Here is a 26,134-nt window from a genome sequence, read left to right as displayed (position 1 = left end):
CACTTGCTGTTCTCCGAACGAAAGGATCATCATGTCTTCTTCGATAACGCAGGCCACCGCCGCCGAGGCGCGCCAGTACCTGGTATTTCGGCTGGGCGGGCTTGATTACGCTTTGGACTTCAACAAGGTGCAGGAGCTGCGGCCCTTGCAGGCGCTGGAGCGCTTTTCGTCGGATGGAGAGATCGTCAGTGGCGTGGTGGTGTCGCGCGGGGTGATCATGCCGATCGTCGACATGCGTATCGCGTTCGGCCCGCGGCCGCCACAGCACGATCCGCTGACGGACGTGATCATCCTCAAGCTGTCCAGCTGCGTGATGGGGATGGTGGTGGATGGCGTGACGGACATCATCGCGCTGAAGCCGGAACAGATCGCGCCGATCGCCGGCGCCGGCGGCGTCGATTACCTGGTGGGGCTGGTGGAAACGGAGGGGCGCCGCCTGATCGTGGTCGACATCGATAAGCTGATGTCGATCCGCAAAGTGCAGTTCGGCGCCCGCCAGGCCGCCTAGCCGATGGCTTCCAGCTGCTCCTGCAGCTCCAGCCATTCGCCTTCCAGCTCGCCCAGGTCCTTGGTGAAGAACGCCTGGTCGGCCAGCAGTTGCTTCAACTTGGCCTTGTTGGCCGCGTCGTAGATCGACTCCTCGCCCAGCTGGGCATCCACGTCAGCCTTCTGCGCCGTGCGCTTGGCGATCTGCTCGTCCAGGCGCTTGATCTTTTGCTCGATCGGTTTGCGCAGCGCGGACAGGCGCTGGCGATCCTCCGCCTCCTTGCGCTTTTGCTCCTTGCTGTTGACCGCCGGCGCGGCCGCTTCGGCTTTCGGCGGCGCCACCGGCGATTGCACCGGGAAGGCGGTCTTGTTGTCCTTGCCGGCCGCCGGCAGCACGTCGGTGCCTTTACCCAGCTTGGTCTGGAACAGCCAGTCCTTGTAGTCATCCAGGTCGCCGTCGAACGGCTGCAGCTTGCCGTCGGCGACGATGATGAACTGGTCGGTGGTGGCGCGCAGCAGGTGGCGATCGTGCGATACCACCACCAGCGTGCCTTCGAACTGCGCCAGCGCCTCGGTCAGCGCCTCGCGGGTTTCCAGGTCCAGGTGGTTGGTCGGTTCGTCCAGCAGCAGCAGGTTGGGGCGCTGCCACACGATCAGCGCCAGCGCCAGGCGCGCCTTTTCGCCGCCGGAGAACGGCGCGATCTTCTCGGTCACCATGGTGCCCGGGAAGTTGAAGCCGCCGAGGAAGTTGCGCAGTTCCTGCTCGCGCGTGGTCGGCGCGATTTTCATCAGGTGCCACAGCGGCGATTCGTCGTGGCGCAGCATCTCCACCTGGTGCTGGGCGAAGTAGCCGATGTTCAGGCCCTTGCCGGTGGTCGATTCGCCGGTCAGCGGCGCCAGCTCGCCGGCGATGGTTTTGATCAGCGTCGATTTGCCGGCGCCGTTCACGCCCAGCAGGCCGATACGCTGGCCGATCTGCAGCGAGAAGTTGATCCCGCGGACGATGGTTTTTTCAGAGATCTCGCCAGTCTTCTCGTTTTCGCTGCGGTAGCCGGCGTCGACGTCTTCCATCACCAGCAGCGGGTTGGGCGCGTTCAGCGGCTCGCGGAACTCGAAGGAGAATTCGGCGGCGGCGCGCAGCGGCGCCAGTTCCTCCATCTTGGCCAGCGCCTTCATGCGGCTTTGTGCCTGGCGCGCTTTCGAGGCCTTGGCCTTGAAGCGCTCGATGAAGGATTCAAGGTGGGCGCGCTTGCGCTGCTGCTTTTCCAGCGCGCCGGCGGCCAGCGCCATCTGCGCCGCGCGTTGACGCTCGAAGGCCGAGTAGTTGCCCGAGTAGCGTTTCAGCTTGCGCTCATCGATATGCACGATGACGTTGACGATTTCGTCGAGGAAGTCGCGGTCGTGGGAGATGATGAGCAGCGTGCCGGTGTAGCGTTTCAGCCAGTCCTCCAGCCAGATGATGGCGTCCAGGTCCAGGTGGTTGGTCGGTTCGTCAAGCAGCAGCAGGTCGGAAGGGCACATCAGCGCCTGCGCCAGGTTCAGGCGCATGCGCCAGCCGCCGGAGAAGCTGGCCACCGGCTGCTGCATCTGGTCCAGCGAGAAGCCGAGGCCCAGCAGCAGTTGTTCGCCGCGCGACTGTACGGTGTAGGCGTCGGCATCGGCCAGCGCGCTGTAGACCTCACCGATGGCGATGCCGTTCTCGGTGGATTCCGGTTCGGATTCCAGGCGTTCCAGTTCGGCCTGCAGCTTGCGCAGGTTGACGTCGCCGTCGATGGCGTAATCGAGGGCCGCGCGTTCCAGCGGCGGGGTTTCCTGCGCCACGTAAGCGACGCGCCACTTGGCCGGAAAGTCGATGTTGCCCTGGTCCGGGTGCAGCTCGCCGCGCATCATCGCGAACAGGCTGGATTTGCCAGCGCCGTTGGCGCCGATCAGGCCAATCTTGTCGCCGGGATTGAGGGTGACATCGACTTGTTCCAGCAGCGGCTTCACGCCGCGCATCAGGCTTACTTGGGTAAAACGGATCATTGTATTCTCGGGCAGCGTCGTCCCCGCGCAGGCGGGGACCCATGCTGAGTATGGGCTCCCGCCTGCGCGGGAGCGACGGGTTACAGTTTCAGTTGGTCCGCCGTCAGCAGGAAGACCATGTCGTCGCCGTTGCTGGTGGTGAGCCAGGTGAGTCCCAGTTCGCCGAAAGCAGCTTCGGCGAATTCTTTTTCATTGCCGATTTCGACGATCAGCAGGCCGTCGTCGGTCAGGCGCTCGGCGGCGCCGGCCACGATGCGGCGCACGATGTCCATGCCGTCCTTGCCGCCGTCCAGCGCCAGTTCCGGCTCGGCGCGGTATTCCATCGGCAGCTTGCTCATGGAGGACGAGTTCACATACGGCGGATTGGTGATGATCAGGTCATACTTCCTGGCCGGGACGTTGGCGTACAGGTCGGACTGGATCAGCGTCAAACGGTCTTCCAGCTCGTAGGTGGCGACGTTGCGCTTGGCCACCTCCAGCGCGTCGGCCGAGATGTCCACGGCGTCCACGTGCGCGTCCGGGAAGGCGTCCGCCATCATGATGGCGAGGCAGCCGGAGCCGGTGCACAGTTCCAGGATGTTGGACACATTCTCAGGCTCGTTGACCCACGGCGCGAAGTAGTCGGGAATCAGTTCGGCGATGAAGGAGCGCGGCACGATGGTGCGCTCGTCCACGTAGAACTTGTAGGTGCCCAGCCACGCCTCGTTGGTGATGTAGGCCGCCGGCACGCGCTCGTTGACGCGGCGGTCCAGCACCGTCATCACCGCCGCCACTTCCTCCGGCAGCAGCTTCGCGTCGAGGAAAGGATCGAGGCGGTCCAGCGGCAGCTTGAGCGTGTGCAGGATCAGGTAGGCCGCTTCGTCAAACGCTTCCGAGCTGCCGTGGCCGAAGAACAGCTGGGCGGTGTTGAAGCGGGTGACGGCGTAGCGCAGCAGGTCGCGCGGCGTGGTGAAGGGAGTCGTGGTCATGGCGGTTCAGGTAAGCAGGTTTTCCAGCGTGCGGCGATAGATATTCTTCAGCGGATCGACGAAACGCAGTTCGATATGCTCATCGATCTTGTGGATGCTGGCGTTCGGGGGGCCGAATTCTATCACCTGGGGGCAGATCTGCGCGATAAAGCGGCCGTCCGAGGTGCCGCCGGTGGTCGACAGTTCGGTGTTGACGCCGGTCTCCGACTTGATGGCGGCCGACAGCGCGTCGCTCAAGGCGCCGCGTGGGGTCAGGAACGGCAGGCCGCTCAGCGCCCATTTCAGGTCGTAGTGCAGATTGTGCTTGTCCAGGATGGCGTGCACGCGGCGCTTCAGGTCCTCGTGCGTGCTGGCGGTGGAGAAGCGGAAGTTGAAGTCGATGACCATCTCGCCCGGGATGACGTTGTTGGCGCCGGTGCCGGCGTGGATGTTCGACATCTGCCACGAGGTGGGCAGGTAGTACTCGTTGCCGTGGTCCCAGACTTCCGCCGCCAGTTCGGCCAGGGCCGGCGCGCCCAGGTGGATCGGGTTCTTGGCTAGTTGCGGATAGGCGATGTGGCCCTGCACGCCCTTGATGGTCAGCTTGCCGGACAGCGAGCCCCGACGGCCATTCTTGATCATGTCGCCCAGCGTTTCATCGGAGGTCGGCTCGCCGACGATGCAATAGTCCAGCGTTTCGCCGCGCTCCTTCAGCATATTGCAGACGATGACCGTGCCGTCGGTGGCCGGGCCTTCCTCGTCGCTGGTGATGAGGAAGGCGATCGAGCCCTTATGGTCGGCGTGCTTGGCGATGAACTCCTCGCAGGCCACCACGAAGGCGGCGATGGAGGTCTTCATGTCAGCCGCGCCACGGCCATACAGCTTGCCGTCGCGGTGGGTCGGGGTGAAGGGCTGCGAACGCCATTGTTCGACCGGGCCGGTGGGCACCACGTCGGTGTGGCCGGCGAATACCATCACCGGCGAGGTGCTGCCACGGCGCGCCCACAGATTGGTCACGCCGTTCGATTCGATGGTTTCGCAGTTGAAGCCCAGAGGGGTCAGCAGGTCGATCAGGTGCTGCTGGCAGCCTTTGTCGTCCGGGGTCACGGAGGACAGGGAGATCAGCTTTTCGGTCAGCGCCAGGGTCTTGGAAGGAGTCATGTCAGCTATTGAAGATTTGTTGGTACTGCGCGTCGGAGAAGCCGACCGAGAAAGTGCCGTTCTTGTCCAGCACCGGGCGCTTGATCACGGATGGGTTTTCCAGCATCAGCGCGATGGCCGCCTCGTCGTCGACGATGGACGCCTTGCGCTCGTCGGACAGCGCGCGCCAGGTGGTGCCCTTGCGGTTCACCAGCACGTCGCGCGACAGGTGTTTGAGCCAGCCGGCCACGATTTCACGCGTCAGGCCCTGCTTTTTGAAGTCGTGGAAGACAAAATCCTGCTGCTGGTCGGCCAGCCAGGTGCGCGCTTTCTTGACCGTGTCGCAGTTGGGGATGCCGTAAAGAGTAGTCGTCATGATAATAGAAGGTCTGGTAACCCTATAGGATATCACGCCACCGTCAGACATCCCAGCGCCACGCCTGCTGCAGCCTTGCCTGTAGATAGTCGATGAAAGCGCGTACGCGTGGCGCGAGGTTCTGACTGTGCGGGAAAATCGCGTGCAGCGGCGCGGTCGGCATGGAATGGGCGGGCAGCACACGCTGCAGCCGGCCGGCGAGGATGTCGTCGCCCACGTCCCAGATCGACTTGACCACGATGCCGGCCGCCTGCAGCGCCAGTGCGTGCGCCGCCTGGCCATCGTTGGTGACCAGCGCGCCGGTTACGCGCACCGCCACCTGCTCCTCGCCATGGAAGCGCCATTCGGCCCGCCGCTGCTCGCCTATCAGGATGCAGCGGTGCCGCGTCAGCTCGGCCGGGTGGCTGGGCGTGCCGTGCTGCGCCAGATAGGCCGGCGCGGCGCAGGCGATCCGGTAGTTGGGCGCCAGCCGTCGCGCGACCAGGGTGGAATCTTCCAGGCTGCCGAAACGGATGGCCAGATCGTGGCCGCTTTCCAGCAGATTCAGGACGGTGTCGCTCAGGTCCAGCTGTATCGCCAACTGCGGGTGCTGGCGCTGGAAATCCGCCACGATGGGCACGATGTGCTGGCGGCCGAATTCCCCGGGCGCGGTCACGCGCAGCAGGCCGCTCACTTCGCGCCGGCTGTGCGACAACAGGTTTTCCGCCTGCTCGATTTCGTCGAGGATGCGCAGAACGCGCGCGTGCAGCAGGGCGCCTTCCTCGGTCAGCGCCTGGCGGCGCGTGGTCCGCTGCAGCAGTCTGACGCCGAGGCTCTTCTCCAGTTGCGTCATGCGCTTGCTGACCACCGACAGCGGCAGATCCAGTTCGCGCGCGGCGGCCGACATGCTGCCCGCGCTGACGATGCGTGCGAAGGCGGTGAGGGCGGGCAGGTCATCGATCATGGTGGTGGATTCTTCGCGAAATGGAAAGTATGTATCACACGAAAGAGGCTATTTCGGTGCGATTCCCGCTTCTATTATAACGACATCGACCAACCAATTATTGCTGAAGGAGAGATGATGAAGCCATCCGACGAAACACCGCGCAGCGCGCGCCGCCACTTCCTGGGCCAAGCCGGCATACTGGCCGCCGCCGGACTGCTGGCCAATACGGGCGTGACGGCGGACGCGCAAGCCGCGCCGACGGCCAGCGCCGGCGCGAGCGCCTTCTGGCCTGGCGGCGCGCGCCTGGTGATCTCGATCTCGATGCAGTTTGAAGCCGGCGGCCAGCCACTCAAGGGAACCGACAGCCCGTTTCCGAAAGTGGATTTCCCCGCCAGCGTGCCGGCCGACCTGACCGCCAACACCTGGTTCGCCTACGGCTACCGCGAAGGCATACCGCGCTTGCTGGACCTATGGGACAAGCATGGCGTCAAGGTGACCTCACACATGATCGGCGAGGCCGCGCGCCGCAACCCGCAACTGGCGCGCGAGATCGTACGCCGTGGCCACGAGGCGGCCGCGCACGGCCCTCGCTGGAGTTCACAATATGCGATGGGCCGCGCCGAGGAGCGCCAGTTCCTGATCGATGGCACCCGCATGGTGGAAGAGGTGACGGGCCAACGCCCGACAGGCTACAACGCGAATTGGCTGCGTCGCGGCCCCAACACGCTGCCACTGCTGCAGGAACTGGGCTACACCTATCACATCGATGACCTGAGCCGCGACGAGCCGTTCATCGAGCAAGTCAACGGCAAGGATTTCGTGGTGGTGCCGTACACGCTGCGTAACAACGACATCCTGCTGGTGGAAGGCCGCAACTACTCGCCGAGACAGTTCCTTGAGCAGATCAAGCTGGAGTTCGATCAGCTGTACGAGGAAGGCGCGACGCGCCGCCGCATGATGTCGGTCAGCACGCATGACCGGATTAGCGGCTCGCCGCAGATGGTGCGGGTACTGGACGAATTCCTGCGCTATGCCAAATCGCACCCGGACGTGGCCTTCATGCGCAAGGACGAGATAGCACGCTTTGCATCAGGCAGCGCCGACACGTTGCGCGAAACCGAAACCATTTGATATACGGAGAAGATCATGAACAAACTCGAAGGCAAAAAAGTACTGGTGGTGGGCGGCAGTTCCGGCATCGGCGAGGCTGCGGCCCGCGAGCTGGCGGGATTTGGTGCCGAGGTGACCATCGCCTCGCGTGATCCGCTCAAGTTGCAAGCGGCGGCGGCGCGCAGCGGCGGCGCGGTGCGCACGGCCGTTCTCGATACCGCCAATGACGCCGGGCTGGAGGCATTCTTCGCCGCACAGGGAGAATTCGATCATGTGGTGGTGTCGGCGGCGCAAACGGCGTCCGGGCCGGTGCGCCAGCTGCCGCTGGTGGATGCGTATGCGGCTATGAACAGCAAGTTTTGGGGCGCTTACCGGGTGGCGCGCGCGGCCCGGATCGCTGAAGGCGGGTCATTGACGCTGGTGTCTGGCTTCCTCGGCGTCCGACCCAGCAAGACCTCGGTGCTGCAAGGCGCGATCAACGCGGCGCTGGAGTCGCTGGCACGCGGGCTGGCGTTGGAGCTGTCGCCGGTGCGCGTGAATACGGTGTCGCCGGGGATGATCGCCACACCAATGTGGTCCGGTATCAGCGACGAGGCGCGCGCGGCCAAGTTCGAAACCGTCGCCGCGCGGCTGCCGGCCAGGCGCATGGGACAGCCGGAGGACGTGGCCAACGCCATCGTCTATCTGGTCACCACGCCATACGCTACCGGCTCCACCGTGCTGGTGGACGGCGGCGGTGCGATCGCGTAGTTGGCGCGGCTGTCTGGTGGGACAACTCATACAACAATCTGCACGGCGTGGCCTGGGCCGACCTGGATGACGCGCATTCGGCGGCGCGCATCGATCTCAAGCCGCTAAATGGGCAAGCCGTGGTGCTGACCTATTTCGACCTTGGCTCCTATCCGGGAGGAACGCGCGTCACCACGGTGACCATTTCCGCATGCTGGGCGGCGGGCTGGCGCTGCTGGGCGTATTCGCCCGCCGCCGCAGATCGTAATGATGGAACTGCCGCAAGTCAGGGAAAGCCGATAAATGCAGCCGGGACGTCGGCGGTCAGCCAGACACCGTTTTCGGACAGGTAAAACGGATGCCCTTGGGCGTGCATGGCTTGGGCCTGAATCGTCAGCACCACCGGCGATCCATGTCGTTTGCCGACACTGACGGCGGTCTCCATCTGTGACGATAGGTGCACGTGATTGCGCGATTGTGATCGCAGTCCTGTCGCTTTGATTGAATCCACAAACCTACTTGCAGTACCGTGATACAAGACTGGAGGTGGTGGTGTTGGCCTCAGTTCGAGATCGACCGCTGCGACAGAGTGGCCTTGATTGGCGCGGATTGATTGTTCGTCGGCGCTGAAGGCGAATCGCTTTTTGTCGCTCGTCGCAACGACTTCGTTTAATAGCTCGCGTGTGATCGGCTTGCCATGCTGGGCGGCTTTCTCGAGCAGTTCGGCCACGTCGGCCCAGCCGTTTGCATCGAGCTGAATACCGATTGTTTCTGGCGCATGCCGCAAAATGAGCGACAAGAATTTGCTGGTGCTTTCCAATCTGCTCTTACTCATCGAAACAATCTTTCATCTCCGTGTCAGGGCTGCCTAGGTATTGAGGGTAAATTCGGTAAAGGATGCTTCGCTGGCTGCTGGCTTGGATTCCGGTTCATCGGCCTTGGCCAGCTTGCTGTCGGGGCCATTGTTGAGGAGCCAGAGCAGGTTGGTGGCGGAATCGGCGTTGGCCAGGGCTTCGTCCTGGCTGACCAGGCCATCCTGCACCAGCTTGAGCAAGGCCTGTTCGAACGATTGCGAACCGGGCGACATGCTCTTTTCCATCGCTTCCTTGATCTGGCTGATTTCGCCTTTCTCGATCAGGTCCGCGATGTAGCGGGTGTTGACCATCACTTCCACCGCCGCCGAGCGCGTGCCGCCGTTGATCGAGCGCACAAGCCTCTGCGACACGATGGCCTTGATGGTGCTCGACAAATCCTGCAGCAACGCCGCGCGGTTCTCGATCGGGTAGAAGCTGATGATGCGGTTCAGCGCGTTGTAGCTGTTATTGGCGTGCAGGGTCGCCAGCACCAGGTGGCCCGACTGCGCGTAGGCCAGCGCGGCGGCCATGGTTTCCTTGTCGCGGATCTCGCCGATCAGGATGCAGTCCGGCGCCTGGCGCATGGAGTTGCGCAGCGCGGTGTGGAAGTCCTTGGCGTCGCTGCCGATCTCGCGCTGGTTGACGATGGATTTCTTATTCCGGAACAGGTACTCGATCGGATCTTCCAGCGTCAGGATATGGCCGGAACGCAGTTCGTTGCGATGATCCAGCATGGACGCGATGGTGGTCGATTTGCCGGAACCGGTGGAACCCACCAGCAGCAGCAAGCCGCGCTTTTCCATGATCAGGTCCGCCAGCACAGGCGGCAGCTGCAAATCGGCCAGCAGGGGAATCGTCGCGGGGACAAAGCGGAACACGGCGGAGATGCTGCCACGCTGCCGGAACGCGGACAGGCGGAAGCGCCCCAGGTTGGGCACCGAGACGCCCATGTTCAATTCATTGGTGCTTGCCAGTTCCTCCATCTGCTCCGGTGTGGCGATTTCCGCCAGCAGGGCGTGGATGTTCTCCGGCTCCAGCTTTTGCTGGTTGATCGGGATGAGGTTCCCGTTGATCTTGATGTGAACCGGAGAATTCACCGCGAAGAACATGTCCGACGCGTTCTTTTCCTTCATCAGTTGGAACAAGCGGTCCATGGCCATGGTGGTTCTCCGGTTTTTACATCAGATTATACGCCGCGCAGCAGTTCGTTGATGCTGGTCTTGGAGCGGGTCTGCGCGTCCACGCGCTTGACGATCACGGCGCAGTAAAGCGAGTACTTGCCGTCGTCCGATGGCAGCGAACCCGATACCACCACGGAGCCGGCAGGCACGCGGCCATAGGTCACTTCGCCGGTGGCGCGGTCGTAGATCTTGGTCGACTGGCCGATGTACACGCCCATCGAGATCACCGAGTTCTCTTCCACGATCACGCCTTCGACGATTTCCGAGCGGGCGCCGATGAAGCAGTTGTCTTCGATGATGGTTGGATTGGCTTGCATCGGTTCCAGCACGCCGCCGATGCCCACGCCGCCCGACAGGTGGACGTTCTTGCCGATCTGCGCGCACGAGCCGACGGTGGCCCAGGTGTCGACCATCGCGCCTTCATCGACGTAGGCGCCGATGTTGACGTAGGAAGGCATCAGCACCACGTTCTTGGCGATGAAGGAGCCGCGGCGGGCGACAGCCGGCGGCACCACGCGGAAGCCGCCCTTGGCGAAATCGTCGGCGGTGTAGTTGGCGAACTTGGTCGGCACCTTGTCGTAGAACTGCATGGTGCCGTCCGATGGCAGGACCACGTTGTTCTCCAGGCGGAACGACAGCAGCACGGCTTTCTTGACCCACTGGTTCACCACCCAGGTGCCGGTGGCCTTGTCGGCCACGCGGATGGTGCCCGCGTCCAGGCCGGCCAGCACGTGGTTGACGGCGTCGCGCAGTTCGGCGGAACCGTTGGCCGGATTGATGTTCGCGCGGTCTTCCCAGGCGGTTTCGATGATGTTCTGGAGTTGTTGGCTCATGATGGACTCAATTATTTGTTAAGGGACTTGCAGAATTGGACGATGCGCTGCGCCGCTTCCAGGCCTTCCGTCGTCTCGGCGACCAGCGCCATGCGGATGCGGTTGCGGCCCGGATTGATGCCGTGCGCTTCACGCGCCAGGTAGCTGCCTGGCAGTACGGTGACATTATATTCGGCGTACAGGCGCTGGGCGAACTCGGTGTCGGACAAGCCGGTACGGCTGACGTCCGCCCACAGGTAGAAGCCGGCGTCCGGCAGTTCCACGTCCAGCACTTCCTTCAGCAAAGGCGTGATGGCGTTGAACTTGGCGCGGTATTGTTCGCGGTTTTGTTCGACATGGGTTTCGTCGTTCCACGCCGCGATCGACGCAGCTTGCACGGAGAGGCTCATGGCGCCGCCGTGATAGGTGCGGTACAACAGGAATTTCTTCAGCACGTCGGCGTCGCCGGCGACGAAGCCGGAGCGCATGCCAGGCACGTTGGAACGCTTGGACAGGCTGCTGAACACCACCAGGCGCGCATATGGCTTGTCGATGGTGGCCAGGCCCAGTTGATGGGTGGCTTCCATCGCCCCCAGCGGCGGCTGCTCGCCGTGGTAGATCTCGGAATAGCACTCGTCGGCGGCAATGATGAAGTTGTAGCGCTCCGATAGGGCGAACAGGTTCTCCCAGTCGGTCAGCGACAGCACGGCGCCGGTCGGATTGCCGGGCGAGCAGACGAACAGCAGCGCCACGCGCTTCCACACTTCTTCCGGAATGCTGTCGTAGTCGCAGCCGAAGTTGCGCGCCGGGTCGGAGTTGACAAAGTACGGTTCGGCGCCGGCCAGGTGGGCCGCGCCTTCGTAAATCTGGTAGAACGGATTCGGGCTGACCACGATCGACTTGGCGTCCTTGTCGATGACCGCCTGCGCTAGCGCGAACAGCGCCTCGCGCGAGCCGTTCACTGGCAGCACCTGCGTGGCCGGATTCAGCTTCGGCAGGTTGTAGCGCCGTTCCAGCCAGCCGGCGATGGCGTCGCGCATCTCGGGCGAACCGATGGTGGTCGGATAGACGGCCAGGCCGCCGAGATTGTCGACCAGCGCCTGTTCAATGAATTTCGGCGTAGGATGCTTGGGCTCACCCATGCCCAAGCTAATGGCTTTATGCTGCGGGCTGGGAGTGACTTGCTCAAACAGCAGACGCAGTTTTTCGAAAGGGTAGGGGTGCAGCTTGTCGAGAAGTGGATTCATAGTCTTCGATTATAGCGCCTCCACGCCCGGCCGGTCATTCATGCTAAATTATTAAAATAATCGAATTAATAAGATGGGTGGGACAACATGGAGCACAACGAGATCGCACTGGAAGCGGAGGTCAGCCGCAGAGTGATGGCGGCAAGGCTGGCCATCGGGCTGCTACAGGGGCTGCTGCTGTATTGGCTGTATGCCGCCGCGCGCGACGTCGCGTGGCCGGCCACCGCGCCGTTCGCCATGGTGCCGCTGACCACCGTGCTGCTGATTTTGCCGGTGCTGCTGATCTCCAGCCTGGGCCACCTGAAGCCGCGCCAGGCCGCGATATGGCTGCTGGCGGCGCTGGCCGTGCTGCTGGCGTTGTCGCTGCATGACGCCTGGCGCGACCAGAATGCGCAGCCGCTGCTGAGCAATTGGGATCATAAGCCGATCTATTCGCCCTCGGTGCTGCTGGTCTTCTTCAGCGCCGTATTCTTCTTCATCGCCCATACGCTGGTGCTTGCCGGGGCGCAGGAGGGGCGTCGCATCGCCACCTACAATACCTATTTCGAGGTGGCGTGGAAGCTGGCTATACAACTGTTGTTTTCCGCGTTCTTCGTCGGCGCCTTGTTCTTTGTGCTGTTCATGGGATCCCAGCTGTTCATGCTGGTGAAGCTGAAGTTCCTGCAGGAGTTGCTGCGCGAGTCGTGGTTCAACGTGCCGGTGATCTGCACCGCTTTTTCCTGCGCCATGCACGTGACGGATGTGCGGCCGGCCATCGTACGCGGCATTCGCACCCTGCTGCTGGTGCTGATGTCATGGATATTGCCGGTGGCGGTGGTGCTGGTGACCGGCTTTATCTGCACGCTGCCTTTCACCGGCCTGTCCGCGTTGTGGGAGACGCGCCACGCCACCTCGGTGCTGCTGAGCGCCGCGGCGGTGCTGCTGGTGCTGATCAACGCCGCGTTCCAGAATGGGGAGGCCATTGTGGCATTGCCGCTGCGCGTCGGCGCGCGCACGGCCGCCATCCTGATCCTGCCTGTGACCCTGGTCGGCGTCTATGCGCTGGGACTGCGCGTGGCGCAATACGGCTGGACCTCGGACCGCGTGATCGCGGCGGCCTGCCTGCTGGTGGCGGCCTTCTATGCCATCGGCTACCTGTGGGCGGCCTCCCAGTACGACACCTGGCTGCTGCCGGTCAGCAGAATCAACGTGTGGGCGGCCTTCCTCGTGCTGGCGGTGCTGTTTGTGCTGTTCACACCGATCGCCGACCCCGCTCGCATCGGCGTCAACAGCCAGATGGCGCGGCTGGCCAAGGGCAAGACCGCCGCCGCCGATTTCGATTTCCGCTACCTGCGCTTCGAAGGCGGGCGGTACGGCCGCGCCGCGCTGGAGGAACTGAAGCAGCGCAGCACCGGGCCCGATGCCGCCGTCCTGGCGCGCGAAGCGGCGGCCATGCTGGCGCTGGACGACAGCGACCGCTGGAAGCACCCGATGCGCGCCACCGCGCCAGTCTCCGTGGCGGACAACCTGACGGTGTGGCCGTCCGGCGCGCAACTGCCGGCCAGCTTCCTCGCGCAGAAATGGAACATCATGCAGGACCATCTCAAGCCCGATTGCCTGAGCAAGCGGGAAGGCAAGTGCGACGCCTTCCTGATCGACGCCGACGGTGACGGCAAGCCGGAGGTGCTGCTGATCGAGAAGCAGCACGCGGGCGGCGGCCAGGTGTTCGCGGAAAGCGCCGATGGCAGCTGGACGGTGGCCGCCAACGTCGGCTACGGCGACATCAGTTGCAAGCCGCTGGTGGAAAAGCTGCGCAAGGGAGAGTTCACGCTGGTCACGCCGCGCTTCAAGGAATTGCAAGTCGGCGGGCGGCGCGTGGAGCTGAACCAGACCTTCCAGCCGAATGAAAAGGCGTGCGACGAGGTCAAGTAGCGCCGCCCTGCAGCGGACAGCTTTGCATGTCCTCGCCCAGGCGGCGCAGCAGTTCGCCGCGCAGCCGTTGCAGGCCGTCGATGCGCTGGTCGATATCGGCCAGTTTGCGCTCCAGCGCCGCGCGCAGTTGGGGCGCTGAAGTATCCGGCTCGGCCAGCAGCGGCAGGTCGGCCTCGATTTCTGTGAGCGTGAAGCCCAGCGTTTGCGCCAGCCGGATGTAGCGCAGCCAGTCGACGGCTTCCGGCGGATAGTCGCGATAACCGTTGGCGGCGCGACGCGCGCGCAGCAGGCCGCGTTTCTCGTAAAAGCGCAAGGTGTCGCGGCTCAGGCCAGTGGCGCCGGCGATTTCTCCGATTTGCATCCATGATCTCCAAAAAACTGCTTGACCCTGGAGTGTACTCCAGCCTTTAGCATGGCTGCATGAAAACTACCACCTTCCGCAAAATCGTCCTGGGCAGCGCGATCTATGATTTGATCGTGACCGCACCTTTCGCCACCCCGTGGAGCTTCGCCTACGCCCACGAACAGCTGGCTGCCATCAACCAGGCCTTGGGCGGGACTGCGCTACCGGCCTTCACGCCATTCCACGTGCTGTTTGCCTGCCTGCTGGGCAGCGTGGTGCTGGTGTGGTCCGTGTTGCGCGTCAGCGATCCGCAAACACGGTACGGCCGCTTCGACGGCGTTGCCCGCTTCTTGTTCACCACCTGGATGGGCTGGACCCTGGCCGTTACGGGCGCGCCGCTGCTGTGGCTTTTCATCATCCCGGAATTCGCCTGGGGCGTGGCGCAGTGGCTGCCGGTACGCTCTCCACCAGAAAATCGATGAAAGCGCGCACGCGGGCAGGCTGCTGCTGGCGGCTTGGGTAATAGGCATACAGGTCGGCCGAGGGCAGGGTGTAGTCCGGCAGGACCACCTGCAGGCGGCCGCTGTCGAGATACTTGGCCGCGTCCCACTCGGAGCGGAGCAGGATGCCGTGACCTTCCAGCGCCCAGCCCAGCACCACGTCGCCGTCGTTGCTGGACAGGCTGCCGTGTACCTTCACCGACTCTTGCTTGCGGCCTTTCTGCAGTTTCCAGGTGCTGTAGCTGTCGTCATTCTGGCGGTGCAGGATGCAGCGGTGCCGCGCAAGATCCTGCGGCGCGCGCGGCACGCCGTTCTTTTTCAAGTACGCCGGCGAGGCGCACAGGTAGCGTTGGTTGGACAGGATCTTGCGCGCGCTGAGCCGCGTGTCAGGCAGTTCGCCGAAGCGTATGCCCAGGTCGTAGGCGTCTTCCACCAGGTTGATGGGGCGGTCGGTCAGCTGCAACCGCACCTCCACGTCCGGATAGCGGCGCGCGAATGCCGATACCAGCGGCGCGATGGTGGTGCGGCCGAAGCCCAGCGTGGCGTTCACGCGCAGCAGCCCCTTGGGCGCTGCGCGCCCGCTCGATACCGATTCTTCCATGTCGCGGATGTCGGCCAGGATGCGCGTGGCTTGCGCGAGGTAGGTCTCGCCTTCGCTGGTCAGGCTCACGCGGCGGGTGGTGCGGTTCAGCAGGCGCACGCCGAGGCGCCGCCCCATCAGCATCAGCCGCTTGGTGACGGCCGGCGGCGTCAATCCCAGTTCGCGCGCGGTGGCGGCCAGGCTGCCCAGTCTTGCCAGTATGACGAAGAAAGACAGCTCGGAGACGATATCGTTATTCACTTGAAGTTAATAAAGGAATTATTTTCAGTAAATTATACGACTATCTTTCAAGAGTAAGCTGGCGTCCATTGTTCAACGGAGGCCGCATCATGAAAATCGTCGAGATTCGCGAAAAGACCATTCCTATCAGCTCCCCGATTCGCAATGCCTACATCGATTTCAGCAAGATGACGTTGAGCCTCGTGGCCGTGATCACGGACTTGGTCCGCGATGGCAAGCCTGTGGTGGGCTACGGCTTCAACTCGAATGGCCGTTACGGCCAGGGCAAGTTGATGCGCGAACGCTTCATCCCGCGCATCCTCGAAGCCGATCCGTTCTCGCTGCTGAACGCGGAAGGCACCAACCTCGATCCGCACAAGGTGTGGGACTGCATGTTCACCAACGAGAAGCCCGGCGGCCATGGCGAGCGTTCGGTGGCCATCGGCACCATTGACATGGCGATCTGGGACGCGGTGGCCAAGATCGAGCACAAGCCGCTGTTCCAGTTGCTGGCGGAGCGTTATGGCAGCGGCTCGCCGGACCGCAAGGTGTTCGTGTACGCCGCCGGCGGCTACTACTATCCGGGCCAGAGCCACGAGGCGCTCAAAGATGAAATGCGCAGCTACATCGATCGCGGCTACACGGTGGTGAAGAAAAAGATCGGCGGTGCCTCGCTGGACGAAGACCTGCGCCGCATCGACGCCATCCTCAGCGTGCTGGGCGACGGCCAGAAGCTTGCGGTGGACGCCAATGGCCGTTTCGATCTCGACACCGCCATCAAGTACGCCAAGGCGCTGTCGCGATACGATTTGTTCTGGTACGAGGAAGCCGGCGATCCGCTGGACTTCGAGTTGCAAGCGACCTTGCGCAACTACTACGACAAGCCGATGGCCACCGGCGAGAACCTGTTCTCGATGCAGGATGCGCGTAACCTGATCCGATACGGCGGCATGCGCGCGGACCGCGACTGGCTGCAGTTCGATTGCGCCTTGAGCTATGGCCTGGTGGAGTACCTGCGCACGCTGGACATGCTGCACCAGCATGGCTGGTCGCGCACCCGCTGCATCCCGCATGGCGGCCACCAGATGTCGCTGAACATCGCGGCCGGCCTTGGGCTGGGTGGCAATGAGTCCTATCCGGACCTGTTCCAGCCCTTCGGCGGCTTCCCGGACGGCGTGCGGGTCGATAACGGTTACATCACCATGCCGGAGCTGGTGGGCATCGGCTTCGAGGGCAAGTCGAACCTCTACAGCGAGATGCGGGCCCTCAGCGCCTGATCTACAGCATCGCCAGCACTTCGTCCGTGCCGCGCACGCGGCCGAGGATAGGGAAGATGTTCTGTACCGCGAACTGATGCATCTCTGCCTTGATGCTCGACATGGCGTCCTCCGCGAACACCAGGGCGTAGCCCAGATCCTGGGCCGCGCGCGCGGTCGACTCCACGCCGAAGTTGGTGGCAATACCTCCAAGGATGATGGTACGGACGCCAAGGCGGCGCAGTTGCTGGTCCAGGGAGGTGCCGTGGAAGGCGCCCCATTGACGCTTGTCGATCACAATATCGTCATCCTGCCGTCCTGCGCCCGCGACGATTTCCCATGCCTGCGCCGGCAGTGGCGGGGCGGACGGGGCGCGGCCAACGGAAATGTCGGCCGGCTGCTGCCGCAATTCATTCACCAATACGCGCACGTAGACCACGGTGCCGCCTTTGCGCCGTACAAGCTGCGCCAGCCGCGCGCAATTTTCCACCACCCGTTGCGACGCATGCGGCGCCAGCGTACGCTCGACGTTGCTGTGTTGAAGATCGATTAATACCAATGCCGTGTTGATTGCTTCCATGGTGCGCTCCTTAAAAGTGAGGGTATCCTCATATATTGTAGCTTATAATATGAGGATGTCCTCAGATACTGCAAAAGCACCCAGGCGCAAGCCGCAACAGCAACGCGGCGAGCAGCGCATGGCCGCCATGTTGGATGCCGCCGCCGTCGAATTCGCCCAAGCCGGTTTCGATGCCGCCACCATGACGGCGATTGCCGAACGATCCGGCTCGTCTATTGGCGCGCTGTATCAATACTTTCCCAATAAGCTGGCGCTGGCGCGCGCCCTGCGTGAGCAGTATGGCGAACAGATGGCGCGGCGCTGGAGTGGCCTGATCGCGGACGCCGCGCAGTTGAGCGTCACGGCGTTGGTTGACCGCGTCTTTGATCTGATGATCGGATTTTTTGAGGAGCATCCGGCCTACTTTACGCTGCTGAACGCCACGCTGGGCTATCAGCGCAATGCCGATTCCCGCCAGCGCTTGCGTGCCCAGTTTGGCGCGGCGCTGCGGGAGAAAAAACCGGAAATGAAAGAGGACGAGGCGCTACGCACCGCCAACGTAGCGCTGCAAATCGTCAAGGGCCTTAATCCGCTGTACGCGCAGGCTGCGGCGGCGGAGCGCCGCGAACTGGTGGCTGAATTCAAGCTGGCGCTGGTCGCCTACCTGAAAACCCGTCTGCACAGGTAATCAGGCGGCTTTGGCCGGCGCTTGCGGGCAGCTCCATACCTGCTGCGCCACGCGCATCATATTGCGGCCGAGGACCAGTTCCGCTTCTTTGTCGCTCATGCCGGTCCTGCGTAGTGCGGCCGGTAGTTCGCGCCAGACTTCCGGCGGCGTAAAGCTGGGCGGCTTGTCCGCGTTGTAGCCTGCGGCAGCGGGCCACCAATGACCCGGATCGAACTCGCCTGGTGGCGTGTCGTCCAGGCCTGGTTGCTGGAAGCAGATGTCCAAGCCTATCCCCGCGTGCCTCACGCCCACCAGATCGGCGATATAGGCGGCATGGCGTGACACGTCATCGGCGTTGGGCTGCGCGCTGCCGAGGAACCAGGACAGGCCCGAAACGCATACCACGCCGCCAGTGGCGGCGCAGGCGCGTATCTGCTCGTCGGTGACGTTGCGGCCGTGCTGCGCCAGGGTGTACGGGTTGGCATGGCTGAAAATCACCGGCTTCGACGAGGCTTCCATGATCTCCAGGCTGCACTGGCGGCCGGTGTGCGAGCAGTCCATCAGGATGCCGTTGTCGTTCACCGCCTGCACCATGCGGTGGCCCAGGGGCGTGAGGCCGCGCGCCACGTCGTGGCAGCCATCGGCCACGCTGTTGTTGCGGTTATAGGCGAAATGCATCTGGCGCACGCCCAGTTGCGCGTACAACGCCACCATCTCGGGCTGGTCCAGCAGCGGCATCGAGCCCTCGAGGTCGAAGGTGACCGCCATGCGGCCGTCGGCCGCCGCCTGGATGATGTCGTCCACGCTGGAGACCAGCACATAGTGCTCAGGCTCCGCTGCGATGGTGGCGCGGTAGCCGGCGATCACCGACATCACTTGCGAGACCGGGTTCATGTCCGCGCCCACGTTCAACGATACATAATTCACGCCGGCCGCATGCAGTTTGCGTACGGGCGTGAAGTCGGCCAGCGGATGTTGCGGCAGGCAAGCATGGGCGTCCCAGTTAATCATGATCGTCGATGTGGTTAAAAAGGCTATAGTCCCACGAAAGTCCGCGCGGGGCAAATTTGTCGCATGCTTTATACTGGCGGCTTTTCATCCGTATCCGAAGGCCGACATGTCTTTCTCCACACTGGGCCTTGCACCCCCGCTGCTTAACGCCGTGACCGAAATCGGTTACCAGGAACCGACCGCGATCCAGCGTGCCGCCATCCCCGCCATCCTGCGTGGAGAGGATGTGCTGGGCGCGGCGCAAACCGGCTCCGGCAAGACCGCCGCTTTTGCGCTGCCGCTGCTGCAATCGCTGCTGGAAAAACGCAAGTGGCCGCGCAAGCTGCATGGCCTGGTGCTGGTGCCGACGCGCGAGCTGGCGGCGCAGGTGGGGGAGGCGATCGGCAAGCTGGCGTCGCATTTGAACGAGCCGGTCAAGGTGTCGGTGGTGTTCGGCGGCGTGTCGATCAACCCCCAAATGCTGGCGCTGCGCGGTAGCGCCGACATCGTGGTGGCCACGCCTGGCCGCCTGCTGGACCTGATCGACCACAATGCGCTGAATGTCGCGCACACCCATACGCTGGTGCTGGACGAAGCCGACCGCCTGCTGGACATGGGCTTTAGCGAGGAATTGAATCGGGTGCTGGAGCTGCTGCCCAAGCAGCGCCAGAATCTGTTCTTCTCCGCGACCTTCCCGCCGGCGGTGCAAGCGCTGGCCGACCGCCTGCTGCACCAGCCGTCGCGTATCGAGGTACTGGCGGAGCCGGAGAGCAAGCCGGATATCCGGCAGCGCGCCATTTCGGTGGACGTGCCGCGCCGGACCATGCTGCTCAAGCACCTGATCCTTGAACACAAGTGGAGCGGCGTGATGGTGTTTGTCGCCACCAAGTACGCGTCGGACCACGTGGCGGAGAAGTTGAACCGCAATGGCATTCGCGCCGCTTCCTTCCACGGTGAGTTGAGCCAGGGCGCGCGCACCGATGCGCTGGCCGATTTCAAGGCCGGCCGCCTGCAAGTGCTGGTGGCGACCGACGTGGCGGCGCGTGGCATCGACGTGGCGCGCTTGCCGGCGGTGGTGAACTACGACCTTCCACGGTCCGCCGTTGATTACACCCACCGCATCGGCCGTACCGGCCGCGCCGGATTGAGTGGCGTGGCGATCAGCTTTATTACCGCCGAGTCGGAGCCGCATTTCCGCCTGATTGAGAAGCGCCAGGGTGAACGCGTGCCGCGCGAGATCGTCGCCGGCTTCGAGCCGACCGAAGTGGAAGCGCCGTCGAATGGCGTGACCGACACGGTCAATGGCGGCATCAAGGGCAAACGCAAGAGCAAGAAGGACAAGCTGCGCGAAGCGGCTGCGGCGGCCAACGCAGGCGGAAAGTAATCAGGCCGCGTCCTTGCGGAACTGGCGCCGGTATTCCGACGGCGACGTATGCAGCGTGGCGCGGAAGTGCTGGCGTAGCGAGAGCGCCGAGCCGAAACCCGCTTCCTGCGCCACCACTTCAATCGACGCGTCGCTGGTTTCCAGCAGCCCCTGGGCGTGCGCCACGCGCTGGTTGAGCAGCCATTGCTTGAACGAGGTGCCGGTGGCGTCGCGGAAGTGGCGGGTGAAGTTGCGGCGGCTCATGGCCGCGCGCGCCGCCAGCGCGTCGATGCTGTGGCGATCGGCCAGATGCAGGTTCACCCACTCCAATACCCGCGTGAAGCGGTCGTCGCTGCCGCTCGCCGGCACCGGGCGTTCGATGAATTGCGCCTGCCCGCCCTGGCGATGCGGCGCCACCACCAGCTGGCGCGCAACGCGGTTGGCCGCCTCCGCGCCGCATAGCTCGCGCAGCAGGTGCAGGCAGCAATCCAGTCCGGCCGCGACGCCCGCCGATGTCAATACCCCGTCATCCACATACAACACCTCGCGATTCACGGTAATGGCTGGGAAGCGCTCGGCCAGCGTATGCGCGAACGACCAGTGCGTGGTGGCGCCATGGCCATCCAGCAGGCCCGCTTCCGCCAGCGGAAAGGCGCCCAGGCACAGGCCGACGACGCGGGCGCCGCGCCGGTGCGCGCGGCGCAGCGCGTCCAGCAGCGCGGCCGGGGCCGGGCGGCAATCGTCGTGCCAGGTGGGCACGATGACGATGTCGGCGCGGCTCATCGCCTGCAGGCCATGCGGCACGCTGATGTCGAAACCGGCCGTGGTGCGCAGCGGCGATGGATCGGGGGAGCAGATCCTGAGATCGAAGGTCTCGGCATCCCTGAACACCATGCCGGGCACGGAGAGATGGAAGGGCGTGATGTCATCGAAGGCGACGACGGCGATTTTATATCGGGCATTCATGGCCCGATTATATCGGAGGTATGCCTTCGGGCCACTGTTTGTTGATCGCGGGCTGGCGCACAATGACCTTCATCGCAACCCACTCAGGAGAACACCATGCGCCGTGCCTTGATCGTCATTGATGTGCAAAACGAATACTTCACCGGGAATATGAAGATTGAATATCCGCCGCTGAGCGTCTCCCTGCCGAATATCACACGGGCGATGGAGGCGGCGCGCGCGGCCGATATTCCGGTGGTGATGGTGCAGCACGACGCGCCTGAGCAGTCGCCGATTTTCGCCAAGGGCTCGGACGCATGGCAATTGCATCCCGAGATGACGCGGCATCCGGTTGCGCACCATATCAACAAAGTGTATGCGAGCGTGTTCACCGGCACCGACCTGGCGCAGTGGATCGAACGGAACGGCGTGGATACACTGACCATCGTCGGCTACATGACGCACAATTGCGACGCCTCCACCATTTACGAGGCGGCGCACAAGGGTTTGTCGGTGGAGTTTTTGTCGGACGCCAGCGGCTCGCCGTCGTATGAGAACGCGGCCGGCAAGGCCAGCGCGGAAGAGATCCACCGTGTCTACAGCACGGTGTTCCATACCGGCTTTGCCGCCGTGGCCAGCACCGGGCAGTGGATCGCGGCCGTGCGCGAAGGGAAGGCGCTGGAACGCGACAATATCTACATGTCGGTCCAGCGCACGCTCAAATAAGGTCTAGCCGCCCACGCGCTTGGGCTTGTGGCCGAGCTTAGTCAGTTCGGCCATCACGCGATCGCAATGATCGCCCTGGATTTCGAGCACGCCGTCCTTGACGGTGCCGCCCGAGCCGCAGGCGCTGCGCAGCTGCTTGCCCAGCGCGGCCAGCGCGTCCGCGGCCAGCGGCAGACCGCGCACCAGCGTGACGGTCTTGCCGCCGCGCCCCTTGGATTCGCGCGATACCTTGACGTTGCCGTCGCCAACCGGCCTGGCTTTGGCGGCTGACTTGCAGTCGCATTGGCCCAGCGGCTTGCGGCAGTCGGGGCACATGCGGCCCGTTTCGGTCGAGTAGACGAGGGCCATGGCTCAATCCTTCAGCATGCGCGGCATCAGCACATGGAAGAAGCGCTTCTGATCGGACGTCAGGCAAACGCGCGCGTTTGGCGTGCCGGGACGCTCGCGGGTGTAGCCCTCGTTGTCGACCACGATGCGCAATGGCGAGAGCGGGCATACGGATGGATCGATCATCCAGGCCACCGGCACCACGTCAAACAGCGATGGCGTGTTGCTGGACCACGGCTGGTAGGCGTTGATCCACTGGTGATAAAGCAGGGCCAGTTGATCGGTGACCGGCGAGCCGTGGCCCAGCAGGGCGGTGCGCTCCACCTCGTCCAAGCGGATCTGGGTGGAGTCGACCGGCATCATGACGATCTGCACGCCGGACGTGAAGAGCGTCTGCGCCGCGCCGATGTCGGAAACGATGTTGTATTCCTTGTCCACCGGGCGGGCCGGCACATACTGCGATTTGCTGTAGCCGCTGCGCACCGAGCCGCCCATCAGCGCCACCTGTTTGACCTTGCCGAAGGCGGCGGCGTCGCGCTGGATGGCGGCGCCGACGTTGGTCAGCGGACCGAGTGCCAGCAGCGTAACCTGGCCAGGATTGCGTTTGAACTGGTCGAGCATGAAGTCGATCGCATCCAGCTTGGCCGGCAGCTTGCCGCGTTGGGCGTAGCGCGCCTGGGTGAAGGGCTGCGGATTGTCCTTGGTCGGAATGCCTTGCGCCACCGGGATCCGGCTATGGCCCGTTTCGCGCAACATGCGTTCCAGCAGTTGCGCGCGCAGGGCGGTGTCGCCCCAGGCGGTGGTGATGCCGACGATTTCAATGTCCGGGCTCTGCAGCAGCAGGCCGAGGGCGAAGGCGTCGTCGATGTCGTCGCCGATGTCCATGTCGACGATGACTTTCTGCGGCGCGGCCTGCGCCAGCATGGCGGACGACAGCGCCAGGCCGGCAAACAACGCGCGCAGCGTCCGGGAGAGAGAGTAGGCCATTTCCATCCTTGAATCGTAAGAAGCAGGATTTTACAGGAAGCTGGCTTTCCTCAACGTGGCGGGGACGATGCGGCGGTGGGCGGGGGCGACGAACAACATATAGATACGCCCCAGCGTGTTATGCGTATGCACCACGGTGGTGACGGCGACCTTGTCGGGCAGCCTGCACACGGAGAGTTCAACCTTCAGGTGCTTGTCCGTGTCGCCAAGGATGACTTCACGCTCGCTGAGATAGCGGATCGAGAAGATGCCAATGCGGTCGCCAACGCGGTAGGCGCTGGCCGGCTTGGCCGGGTCGATGTCGTTCAGCAGGCCGAGGTTTTTCAGTCCCACCAGTTGCACGATGCGGTTGCGCAGCGCCATGGCGGCGTTGACCCAGCGCGGCGTGGTGGCCATCACTTTCAGGTACAGCTCCAGCGCTGAAGGCGAATTCGCGGGGATGGCCATCTCATAGCAGTCGTGGAAGTCGGCGCCTTGCATGCGCAGGGCGATCTCGCTGTGTCGTGGAGCGGAGGTGGCTGTGATATTCATTTTTTGCTGACCAGATCAATCCGGCGTTGGATGCGTTGAGCTTCGGCGCTGTCGCCGGCTTGTTCGGCGCGCATGGCTTGCACGCCCAGCCAGGCGAGCAGCGGGCGGCGCCAGCCCTGGCTGGACGCGGTGTCCACGGCGCCCGCCAGCACCTGCGGCGTGGCGCGGCCGCTGCGCAGGAGGACGCCGCTGGCGACCAGCCGGGATAGCGGATCGGTGATGGCTTGCACGGTGGCGGTGGCGGTCGTGTCGTTGGCCGCCGCCACGGCGCGATGCTGCTCCGGCAGCAGCGCGATGTCGGCCGCGCCCCCGCTGAGGTAGGCGGCGTAGGCGCGGTCGGCGGGGCTGGCGTCCTGCGCCAGCTTGTCATAGCCGGGACAGTCCTCGAACGCCAGCGAGGCGACACGCGCGGCGCAGCGTATCAGCTCCGCGCGGATCACCAGTTCCACCTTGCCGGTGCTGGCCAGCGCCTCGCGCGCGCGGGCGAATTCGGCGGCCTCCACGCGCGCGTTGCCGGACATGTAGGCCGACGTGGCGCGCTCGATGCTGCTGTGCGCCGTCATTTGCCAGTCCGGGACCGGTGGATTGTTGCCGCAGCCGGCCGACAGCAGCGCGGCGATGACGATGGTCTTCTTCATGGCAGCTTGATCTCCGTATCCCGCTTGAATGGCCACTTGCGATTGATCTCGTTCACCAACTGCTCCACGCGCCGCAAGCTGCTTTCCACTTCGCCACGCAACGCGCCCAGATCCGCCGTGGCTTCCTTGGTGTTGGACGCCACCGCCTGGGCCTCAACCAGCACGGCATCCATTTTCTTGAGCGAATTGCGCGCATCGGCCAACAGCCCGTTCAACTGGATGATGGTGCCTTGCTGGCCGAAGACCCGCTCATCCGCATGGCCAATCAGGCTGTCCGCCTTCACCGCCAGCGCATTGACGGTGACAAGCAGCTTGTTGGCACGCTCCGACAACTGTTGGGCGTTCTTGTCATCGCCGGCGATCAGGCCCATCGCCCCGTGCGGGCCATTCAGCTTGCCGGTGACGCCGGCGACGTTGGCCAGCGACGCGGCCAGCGCCGAATTCTCGGCCGTCAGGTCGTTCAGGTTTTGCAGCAGATCCTTGGCCGCCGCCAGCAGGCGTGGAATCTCCGCGCCCGGATCGCCCACCAGCAGTGAGCGCATCGCGCCGTCTTCCAGCGGCGGGTCGGTCGGAATACCCGTGAACGCGCGCAGCTTGGCGCCGCCCACCAGCCCCCGCTCCAGCGTGAAGATGCTGGAGCTGCGCAGCCAGTGCGCATCCTCGCGCGGCACGTCCACCACCACGCGCGCCTTTCCTTCCGGGCTCAATTCGATGCGTCGCACGCGGCCGATGGGGAAGCCGGCGAAGGTGACGTCCATGCCCACCACCACGCCTTCCGAATCGTCGGCCTGGAGGATCAGCGTCTGGGTGGCTTCGAACGCGCCGCGCGCGTACAGCAGGTACACCGCCGATCCAAGCACCAGCACCACCATCAGCACCAGCAGCACGGCGGCCTTGAATTCGGCGTTGCGTACCGGCGCGGCTTCGTTATTCTGTTCTGTCATATCAGTAGTAATTACCCATGAGTGAGGCCACTTCGATCAGCAGCATCACGCCAAAAACGCGGACCATGTCCGACAGGCCGTGCGAAATGCGGCTGGAAGCGGCCATCGGTATCAGTCCGACCGCAAAACTGAAGAACACAATCTTCAGCACCAGTATCAGCGTGACCGCGGGATTGAACACCTGGCCAACCACGCGCGTATAGCCGGCCAGCGCCCAAGGCGTAAAGCCGTACAGCGACAGATAGGCCAGGATCAGCGTCAGCACACAGCTGACCGCGGCCAGCATCCAGACGGCGAAAATGCCGGAGATCACGCGCGGGAAGAATTCGCGGTGCAGCGTGTTGCCGCTGGCGGCGTCTGCGGCCTGGCGGCGCTGCGCCAGTTCCAGCCCGGCGGGCAGGGTGGTGCGCAGGGCCACGAAAGCGGCGGCGGTCAGCGGTATCAGTTCCAGCACCAGCACGCGCACCACCATCTCCAGCGCGAAGCGCGACAGGCCGTAACTTTGCGACGTCACCACCACGATCCGGATCAGTACCAGGCTCACCAGCGCCGACAGCATGCCGTACCACGCCAGATTGGGTACCGTATCGGCCACCAGTTGGCGAGCCAGCGCCGGCCGGTTCGCGCGGCCATAGCTGGCCGGCGTCAGCGCCATCGAAAACATCAGCACCGCGAAATGCAGCAGCCGCCACCAGCCGTGCAGCCAGGCGACAGCGCCCTGGTGCAGCCGTTGCAGGATGCCGGGTGTGGATGCATGTGTGTTCATGTTGGCATATTAGCACCGACGCGGCCATG

General features: G+C 64.0%; 29 protein-coding genes. 9 read left to right on the top strand and 20 right to left on the bottom strand.

The features are described 5' to 3' along the window. The first annotated feature begins 31 nt into the window (after window positions 1-31). Window positions 32-508 (top strand): chemotaxis protein CheW, encoded by a 477-nt coding sequence (locus FHW83_RS02260; RefSeq protein ID WP_176644717.1) that lies wholly within the window; start codon window positions 32-34, stop codon window positions 506-508. On the opposite strand, the gene FHW83_RS02255 is transcribed toward FHW83_RS02260, so the two are convergent. The 5 genes from FHW83_RS02255 to FHW83_RS02235 all read right to left on the bottom strand — a co-directional run bounded on the left by FHW83_RS02255 (window position 505) and on the right by FHW83_RS02235 (window position 5,917). Next, window positions 505-2,511, bottom strand: a complete 2,007-nt coding sequence (locus tag FHW83_RS02255) for an ATP-binding cassette domain-containing protein (RefSeq protein ID WP_176644716.1) — start codon at window positions 2,509-2,511, stop codon at window positions 505-507. The genes FHW83_RS02260 and FHW83_RS02255 overlap by 4 nt on opposite strands. An 80-nt stretch (window positions 2,512-2,591) precedes the next feature. After that, window positions 2,592-3,479 (bottom strand): 50S ribosomal protein L3 N(5)-glutamine methyltransferase, encoded by an 888-nt coding sequence (prmB, locus tag FHW83_RS02250; protein WP_176644715.1) that lies wholly within the window; start codon window positions 3,477-3,479, stop codon window positions 2,592-2,594. Window positions 3,480-3,485: 6 nt separating this feature from the next. Beyond that, window positions 3,486-4,619, bottom strand: coding sequence for a succinyl-diaminopimelate desuccinylase (gene dapE, locus FHW83_RS02245; protein WP_176644714.1), 1,134 nt, complete (start codon window positions 4,617-4,619; stop codon window positions 3,486-3,488). A 1-nt stretch (window position 4,620) separates the two neighbouring features. Then, complete coding sequence (locus FHW83_RS02240) at window positions 4,621-4,974, bottom strand: ArsC family reductase (RefSeq protein ID WP_176644713.1); 354 nt, start codon at window positions 4,972-4,974, stop codon at window positions 4,621-4,623. A gap of 43 nt (window positions 4,975-5,017) precedes the next feature. Then, window positions 5,018-5,917: a LysR family transcriptional regulator gene (locus FHW83_RS02235; RefSeq protein ID WP_176644712.1), complete on the bottom strand. Its 900-nt coding sequence runs from the start codon at window positions 5,915-5,917 to the stop codon at window positions 5,018-5,020. 117 nt (window positions 5,918-6,034) lie between these two features. Between FHW83_RS02235 and FHW83_RS02230 the strand changes: the two genes are divergently transcribed. Both FHW83_RS02230 and FHW83_RS02225 read left to right on the top strand, forming a co-directional pair. Further along, window positions 6,035-7,030: a polysaccharide deacetylase family protein gene (locus tag FHW83_RS02230; RefSeq protein ID WP_176644967.1), complete on the top strand. Its 996-nt coding sequence runs from the start codon at window positions 6,035-6,037 to the stop codon at window positions 7,028-7,030. 15 nt (window positions 7,031-7,045) lie between these two features. Further along, on the top strand, window positions 7,046-7,759 hold the full coding sequence (locus tag FHW83_RS02225) for an SDR family oxidoreductase (RefSeq protein WP_176644711.1): 714 nt from the start codon (window positions 7,046-7,048) through the stop codon (window positions 7,757-7,759). 265 nt (window positions 7,760-8,024) lie between these two features. Here FHW83_RS02225 and FHW83_RS02220 read toward each other — a convergent pair whose 3' ends face one another. From FHW83_RS02220 to dapC, 4 genes are read right to left on the bottom strand one after another with little or no spacing between them, the layout of a single operon-like run. Next, a complete protein-coding gene (locus tag FHW83_RS02220; protein WP_176644710.1) occupies window positions 8,025-8,573 on the bottom strand; it encodes an RNA 2'-phosphotransferase in 549 nt (182 codons plus the stop codon). Window positions 8,574-8,606: 33 nt separating this feature from the next. Next, window positions 8,607-9,752 (bottom strand): PilT/PilU family type 4a pilus ATPase, encoded by a 1,146-nt coding sequence (locus tag FHW83_RS02215; protein ID WP_176644709.1) that lies wholly within the window; start codon window positions 9,750-9,752, stop codon window positions 8,607-8,609. 26 nt (window positions 9,753-9,778) lie between these two features. After that, window positions 9,779-10,606, bottom strand: coding sequence for a 2,3,4,5-tetrahydropyridine-2,6-dicarboxylate N-succinyltransferase (gene dapD / locus FHW83_RS02210; RefSeq protein WP_155465432.1), 828 nt, complete (start codon window positions 10,604-10,606; stop codon window positions 9,779-9,781). An 11-nt stretch (window positions 10,607-10,617) separates the two neighbouring features. Then, a complete protein-coding gene (dapC, locus tag FHW83_RS02205; protein ID WP_176644708.1) occupies window positions 10,618-11,832 on the bottom strand; it encodes a succinyldiaminopimelate transaminase in 1,215 nt (404 codons plus the stop codon). Between the two features lie 87 nt (window positions 11,833-11,919). On the opposite strand from dapC, the gene FHW83_RS02200 reads away from it, so the two are divergent. Then, complete coding sequence (locus tag FHW83_RS02200) at window positions 11,920-13,743, top strand: DUF4153 domain-containing protein (RefSeq protein ID WP_176644707.1); 1,824 nt, start codon at window positions 11,920-11,922, stop codon at window positions 13,741-13,743. Here the strand turns inward: FHW83_RS02200 and FHW83_RS02195 are convergent. Next, window positions 13,736-14,104, bottom strand: coding sequence for a MerR family transcriptional regulator (locus FHW83_RS02195; protein WP_176644706.1), 369 nt, complete (start codon window positions 14,102-14,104; stop codon window positions 13,736-13,738). The two genes, FHW83_RS02200 and FHW83_RS02195, sit on opposite strands and share 8 nt — an antisense overlap. A 59-nt stretch (window positions 14,105-14,163) precedes the next feature. Between FHW83_RS02195 and FHW83_RS02190 the strand changes: the two genes are divergently transcribed. Next, a complete protein-coding gene (locus FHW83_RS02190) occupies window positions 14,164-14,568 on the top strand; it encodes a hypothetical protein (protein WP_176644705.1) in 405 nt (134 codons plus the stop codon). Here FHW83_RS02190 and FHW83_RS02185 read toward each other — a convergent pair. Further along, window positions 14,501-15,427 carry a LysR family transcriptional regulator gene (locus tag FHW83_RS02185; RefSeq protein WP_176644704.1) on the bottom strand — a complete coding sequence of 309 codons (927 nt, stop codon included), beginning with the start codon at window positions 15,425-15,427 and terminating at the stop codon, window positions 14,501-14,503. The genes FHW83_RS02190 and FHW83_RS02185 overlap by 68 nt on opposite strands. A gap of 89 nt (window positions 15,428-15,516) precedes the next feature. Here FHW83_RS02185 and FHW83_RS02180 point away from each other — a divergent pair, with 89 nt between their 5' ends. Beyond that, window positions 15,517-16,683 carry a mandelate racemase/muconate lactonizing enzyme family protein gene (locus FHW83_RS02180; protein ID WP_176644703.1) on the top strand — a complete coding sequence of 389 codons (1,167 nt, stop codon included), beginning with the start codon at window positions 15,517-15,519 and terminating at the stop codon, window positions 16,681-16,683. Between the two features lies 1 nt (window position 16,684). Here FHW83_RS02180 and FHW83_RS02175 read toward each other — a convergent pair whose 3' ends face one another. After that, window positions 16,685-17,242, bottom strand: coding sequence for an isochorismatase family protein (locus FHW83_RS02175; protein ID WP_176644702.1), 558 nt, complete (start codon window positions 17,240-17,242; stop codon window positions 16,685-16,687). Between FHW83_RS02175 and FHW83_RS02170 the strand changes: the two genes are divergently transcribed. After that, window positions 17,241-17,909, top strand: a complete 669-nt coding sequence (locus tag FHW83_RS02170) for a TetR/AcrR family transcriptional regulator (protein ID WP_229223984.1) — start codon at window positions 17,241-17,243, stop codon at window positions 17,907-17,909. The two genes, FHW83_RS02175 and FHW83_RS02170, sit on opposite strands and share 2 nt — an antisense overlap. On the opposite strand, the gene FHW83_RS02165 is transcribed toward FHW83_RS02170, so the two are convergent. Further along, window positions 17,910-18,899 (bottom strand): dipeptidase, encoded by a 990-nt coding sequence (locus FHW83_RS02165; RefSeq protein ID WP_176644701.1) that lies wholly within the window; start codon window positions 18,897-18,899, stop codon window positions 17,910-17,912. A gap of 106 nt (window positions 18,900-19,005) precedes the next feature. Here FHW83_RS02165 and FHW83_RS02160 point away from each other — a divergent pair, with 106 nt between their 5' ends. Further along, entirely contained in the window at window positions 19,006-20,262 is a 1,257-nt protein-coding gene (locus FHW83_RS02160) for a DEAD/DEAH box helicase (protein WP_176644700.1), read from the top strand. Here FHW83_RS02160 and FHW83_RS02155 read toward each other — a convergent pair whose 3' ends face one another. Further along, window positions 20,263-21,207: a GlxA family transcriptional regulator gene (locus FHW83_RS02155; protein WP_176644699.1), complete on the bottom strand. Its 945-nt coding sequence runs from the start codon at window positions 21,205-21,207 to the stop codon at window positions 20,263-20,265. A gap of 96 nt (window positions 21,208-21,303) precedes the next feature. Between FHW83_RS02155 and FHW83_RS02150 the strand changes: the two genes are divergently transcribed. After that, complete coding sequence (locus FHW83_RS02150) at window positions 21,304-21,912, top strand: cysteine hydrolase family protein (protein WP_176644698.1); 609 nt, start codon at window positions 21,304-21,306, stop codon at window positions 21,910-21,912. A 3-nt stretch (window positions 21,913-21,915) separates the two neighbouring features. On the opposite strand, the gene FHW83_RS02145 is transcribed toward FHW83_RS02150, so the two are convergent. The 6 genes from FHW83_RS02145 to FHW83_RS02120 are packed head-to-tail and all read right to left on the bottom strand — an operon-like array spanning window position 21,916 to window position 26,105. Then, window positions 21,916-22,260, bottom strand: coding sequence for a translation initiation factor Sui1 (locus tag FHW83_RS02145; protein ID WP_176644697.1), 345 nt, complete (start codon window positions 22,258-22,260; stop codon window positions 21,916-21,918). A gap of 3 nt (window positions 22,261-22,263) precedes the next feature. Then, the gene (locus FHW83_RS02140; RefSeq protein WP_176644696.1) at window positions 22,264-23,226 is read right to left on the bottom strand and encodes a nucleoside hydrolase; all 963 of its coding nucleotides are present in this window, start codon (window positions 23,224-23,226) and stop codon (window positions 22,264-22,266) included. Window positions 23,227-23,256: 30 nt separating this feature from the next. Further along, entirely contained in the window at window positions 23,257-23,757 is a 501-nt protein-coding gene (locus FHW83_RS02135; protein WP_176644695.1) for a DUF2867 domain-containing protein, read from the bottom strand. Further along, window positions 23,754-24,395 (bottom strand): hypothetical protein, encoded by a 642-nt coding sequence (locus FHW83_RS02130; RefSeq protein ID WP_176644694.1) that lies wholly within the window; start codon window positions 24,393-24,395, stop codon window positions 23,754-23,756. Before FHW83_RS02130 ends, FHW83_RS02135 begins: the two co-directional genes overlap by 4 nt. After that, window positions 24,392-25,339 (bottom strand): MlaD family protein, encoded by a 948-nt coding sequence (locus tag FHW83_RS02125; protein WP_176644693.1) that lies wholly within the window; start codon window positions 25,337-25,339, stop codon window positions 24,392-24,394. The genes FHW83_RS02130 and FHW83_RS02125 overlap by 4 nt, the downstream gene beginning before the upstream one ends. Window position 25,340: 1 nt before the next feature. After that, on the bottom strand, window positions 25,341-26,105 hold the full coding sequence (locus FHW83_RS02120; protein ID WP_176644692.1) for an ABC transporter permease: 765 nt from the start codon (window positions 26,103-26,105) through the stop codon (window positions 25,341-25,343). Window positions 26,106-26,134: the final 29 nt, after the last annotated feature.

This window comes from Duganella sp. SG902 (assembly GCF_013376005.1).
GTDB lineage: Bacteria > Pseudomonadota > Gammaproteobacteria > Burkholderiales > Burkholderiaceae_D > Rugamonas.
Note: the sequence above shows the minus strand (reverse complement) of the source record. Positions and strands in the feature narration are given on the sequence as shown.

Bases quoted from the DNA above. Each gene is read 5' to 3' on its own strand.
- FHW83_RS02260 (WP_176644717.1), top strand. From the start codon at position 32: ATGTCTTCTTCGATAACGCAGGCCACCGCCGCCGAGGCGCGCCAGTAC.
- FHW83_RS02255 (WP_176644716.1), bottom strand. From the start codon at position 2,511: ATGATCCGTTTTACCCAAGTAAGCCTGATGCGCGGCGTGAAGCCGCTG.
- prmB (WP_176644715.1), bottom strand. From the start codon at position 3,479: ATGACCACGACTCCCTTCACCACGCCGCGCGACCTGCTGCGCTACGCC.
- dapE (WP_176644714.1), bottom strand. From the start codon at position 4,619: ATGACTCCTTCCAAGACCCTGGCGCTGACCGAAAAGCTGATCTCCCTG.
- FHW83_RS02240 (WP_176644713.1), bottom strand. From the start codon at position 4,974: ATGACGACTACTCTTTACGGCATCCCCAACTGCGACACGGTCAAGAAA.
- FHW83_RS02235 (WP_176644712.1), bottom strand. From the start codon at position 5,917: ATGATCGATGACCTGCCCGCCCTCACCGCCTTCGCACGCATCGTCAGC.
- FHW83_RS02230 (WP_176644967.1), top strand. From the start codon at position 6,035: ATGAAGCCATCCGACGAAACACCGCGCAGCGCGCGCCGCCACTTCCTG.
- FHW83_RS02225 (WP_176644711.1), top strand. From the start codon at position 7,046: ATGAACAAACTCGAAGGCAAAAAAGTACTGGTGGTGGGCGGCAGTTCC.
- FHW83_RS02220 (WP_176644710.1), bottom strand. From the start codon at position 8,573: ATGAGTAAGAGCAGATTGGAAAGCACCAGCAAATTCTTGTCGCTCATT.
- FHW83_RS02215 (WP_176644709.1), bottom strand. From the start codon at position 9,752: ATGGCCATGGACCGCTTGTTCCAACTGATGAAGGAAAAGAACGCGTCG.
- dapD (WP_155465432.1), bottom strand. From the start codon at position 10,606: ATGAGCCAACAACTCCAGAACATCATCGAAACCGCCTGGGAAGACCGC.
- dapC (WP_176644708.1), bottom strand. From the start codon at position 11,832: ATGAATCCACTTCTCGACAAGCTGCACCCCTACCCTTTCGAAAAACTG.
- FHW83_RS02200 (WP_176644707.1), top strand. From the start codon at position 11,920: ATGGAGCACAACGAGATCGCACTGGAAGCGGAGGTCAGCCGCAGAGTG.
- FHW83_RS02195 (WP_176644706.1), bottom strand. From the start codon at position 14,104: ATGCAAATCGGAGAAATCGCCGGCGCCACTGGCCTGAGCCGCGACACC.
- FHW83_RS02190 (WP_176644705.1), top strand. From the start codon at position 14,164: ATGAAAACTACCACCTTCCGCAAAATCGTCCTGGGCAGCGCGATCTAT.
- FHW83_RS02180 (WP_176644703.1), top strand. From the start codon at position 15,517: ATGAAAATCGTCGAGATTCGCGAAAAGACCATTCCTATCAGCTCCCCG.
- FHW83_RS02170 (WP_229223984.1), top strand. From the start codon at position 17,241: ATGGTGCGCTCCTTAAAAGTGAGGGTATCCTCATATATTGTAGCTTAT.
- FHW83_RS02175 (WP_176644702.1), bottom strand. From the start codon at position 17,242: ATGGAAGCAATCAACACGGCATTGGTATTAATCGATCTTCAACACAGC.
- FHW83_RS02165 (WP_176644701.1), bottom strand. From the start codon at position 18,899: ATGATTAACTGGGACGCCCATGCTTGCCTGCCGCAACATCCGCTGGCC.
- FHW83_RS02160 (WP_176644700.1), top strand. From the start codon at position 19,006: ATGTCTTTCTCCACACTGGGCCTTGCACCCCCGCTGCTTAACGCCGTG.
- FHW83_RS02155 (WP_176644699.1), bottom strand. From the start codon at position 21,207: ATGAATGCCCGATATAAAATCGCCGTCGTCGCCTTCGATGACATCACG.
- FHW83_RS02150 (WP_176644698.1), top strand. From the start codon at position 21,304: ATGCGCCGTGCCTTGATCGTCATTGATGTGCAAAACGAATACTTCACC.
- FHW83_RS02145 (WP_176644697.1), bottom strand. From the start codon at position 22,260: ATGGCCCTCGTCTACTCGACCGAAACGGGCCGCATGTGCCCCGACTGC.
- FHW83_RS02140 (WP_176644696.1), bottom strand. From the start codon at position 23,226: ATGGCCTACTCTCTCTCCCGGACGCTGCGCGCGTTGTTTGCCGGCCTG.
- FHW83_RS02135 (WP_176644695.1), bottom strand. From the start codon at position 23,757: ATGAATATCACAGCCACCTCCGCTCCACGACACAGCGAGATCGCCCTG.
- FHW83_RS02130 (WP_176644694.1), bottom strand. From the start codon at position 24,395: ATGAAGAAGACCATCGTCATCGCCGCGCTGCTGTCGGCCGGCTGCGGC.
- FHW83_RS02125 (WP_176644693.1), bottom strand. From the start codon at position 25,339: ATGACAGAACAGAATAACGAAGCCGCGCCGGTACGCAACGCCGAATTC.
- FHW83_RS02120 (WP_176644692.1), bottom strand. From the start codon at position 26,105: ATGAACACACATGCATCCACACCCGGCATCCTGCAACGGCTGCACCAG.